Raw genomic sequence first — 2,323 nt, forward strand, 5'->3', positions numbered from 1 at the left:
CTACTTTTTGTATTATCCCAATATGTCAATGAACGGTTTCCTTAGTTTTCAGTCGCAGTCCCAGTAGGCAGCTATCTGCTTACTGTTCACTGTGACTGTGAACTGGATTGTGGAGAATATCGGAGTCGAACCGATGACCTCCTGCGTGCAAGGCAGGCGCTCTAGCCAGCTGAGCTAATCCCCCGTTTTTCAGTCAGCAGTTACCAGATAGCAGTTTGCAGTTTGATAACGTGCTCACTCTAACGTGATAATCACTCAACTTCTAAAATTTCCTAAAAGATTCGAGAAACTAGTAGTCCCGGGCAGACTCGAACTGCCGACCCCTACATTATCAGTGTAGTACTCTAACCAGCTGAGCTACGAGACTATGTTTATTTCAAGCTCTCTCTTCTTTTTAATTTTTTGAACTAACAGCGAGAGTAGTATTACTCATCTTTATATCTAAGACTTAGAGACCGTGTCTCTAGAAAGGAGGTGTTCCAGCCGCACCTTCCGGTACGGCTACCTTGTTACGACTTAGCCCCAGTTACCAGTTTTACCCTAGGCAGCTCCTTGCGGTCACCGACTTCAGGTACCCCCAGCTTCCATGGCTTGACGGGCGGTGTGTACAAGGCCCGGGAACGTATTCACCGCATCATGGCTGATATGCGATTACTAGCGATTCCAGCTTCATGGAGTCGGGTTGCAGACTCCAATCCGAACTGAGACAGGCTTTATAGATTCGCTCCCATTTGCATGGTGGCTGCTCTCTGTACCTGCCATTGTAGCACGTGTGTAGCCCAGGACGTAAGGGCCGTGATGATTTGACGTCATCCCCACCTTCCTCACGGTTTGCACCGGCAGTCTTGTTAGAGTTCCCGACATTACTCGATGGCAACTAACAACAGGGGTTGCGCTCGTTATAGGACTTAACCTGACACCTCACGGCACGAGCTGACGACAACCATGCAGCACCTTGTAATATGTCCGAAGAAGGATCTGTTTCCAAACCTGTCATACTACATTTAAGCCCTGGTAAGGTTCCTCGCGTATCATCGAATTAAACCACATGCTCCACCGCTTGTGCGGGCCCCCGTCAATTCCTTTGAGTTTCAGGCTTGCGCCCGTACTCCCCAGGTGGGATACTTATCACTTTCGCTTAGCCACTCAGCATTGCTGCCGAACAGCTAGTATCCATCGTTTACGGCGTGGACTACCAGGGTATCTAATCCTGTTCGCTCCCCACGCTTTCGTCCATCAGCGTCAATCATTTGTTAGTAACCTGCCTTCGCAATGGGTATTCCATGTAATATCTAAGCATTTCACCGCTACACTACATATTCTAGTTACTTCACAAACATTCAAGCCCTACAGTATCAATGGCAATTTGACGGTTGAGCCGCCAGATTTCACCACTGACTTATAAAGCCGCCTACGGACCCTTTAAACCCAATGATTCCGGATAACGCTTGGATCCTCCGTATTACCGCGGCTGCTGGCACGGAGTTAGCCGATCCTTATTCTTACGGTACCGTCAAGCCTCTACACGTAGAGGGGTTTCTTCCCGTACAAAAGCAGTTTACACACCATAGATGCTTCATCCTGCACGCGGCATGGCTGGTTCAGGCTCTCGCCCATTGACCAATATTCCTCACTGCTGCCTCCCGTAGGAGTCTGGTCCGTGTCTCAGTACCAGTGTGGGGGATCTCCCTCTCAGGACCCCTACCCATCATAGCCTTGGTATGCCGTTACCATACCAACTAGCTAATGGGACGCATGCTCATCTTACACCGAAAAACTTTAATAATCACCTGATGCCAGGCAAAAATACTATGGGGTATTAATCCAAATTTCTCTGGGCTATCCCCCAGTGTAAGGCAGATTGCATACGCGTTACGCACCCGTGCGCCGGTCTCAAGGCCCGAAAGCCTCTACCCCTCGACTTGCATGTGTTAGGCCTGCCGCTAGCGTTCATCCTGAGCCAGGATCAAACTCTTCATCGTATATTTTTAATATTTTTACGATCTTTATTCTAAGCCTTAATTCGATAAAAGCAAAGTAATAATTACTCTCTCTTATGCTGTCAATCCAATATGTCTATGAACGTGTCATTCTTATTTCTTTCGCTTAACTTTTTAAACCGTGTGGCTTGTTTCGTTTAGCGGCTGCAAAAGTACAACTCTTTTTGAAACCGGCAAGCTTTTTGAGAATTTTTTTTCTCTTTTTTTTCTTACCGTTTAAAGCTTCACTTTAACCTCTCATTATGTCCCGAACCTCTCAGTTTGGGAGGGCAAAGATAAAATCTTTTCCCCTTTAAATCCAAGCTTTTTTAAAACTTTTTTTT

General features: G+C 46.8%; 2 tRNA genes and 1 rRNA gene. All 3 read right to left on the reverse strand.

The window, feature by feature from the left end:
- Positions 1–110 precede the first annotated feature (110 nt).
- Positions 111–184 (reverse strand) — tRNA-Ala (locus tag AM279_RS00005).
- A gap of 109 nt (positions 185–293) precedes the next feature.
- Positions 294–367, reverse strand: a tRNA-Ile gene (locus AM279_RS00010).
- 100 nt (positions 368–467) lie between these two features.
- Positions 468–1,982 (reverse strand): 16S ribosomal RNA (locus tag AM279_RS00015).
- Positions 1,983–2,323 lie beyond the last annotated feature (341 nt).

The sequence above is a fragment of the Flavobacterium akiainvivens genome, from assembly GCF_001278115.1.
Classification (GTDB): Bacteria; Bacteroidota; Bacteroidia; order Flavobacteriales; family Flavobacteriaceae; genus Flavobacterium; species Flavobacterium akiainvivens.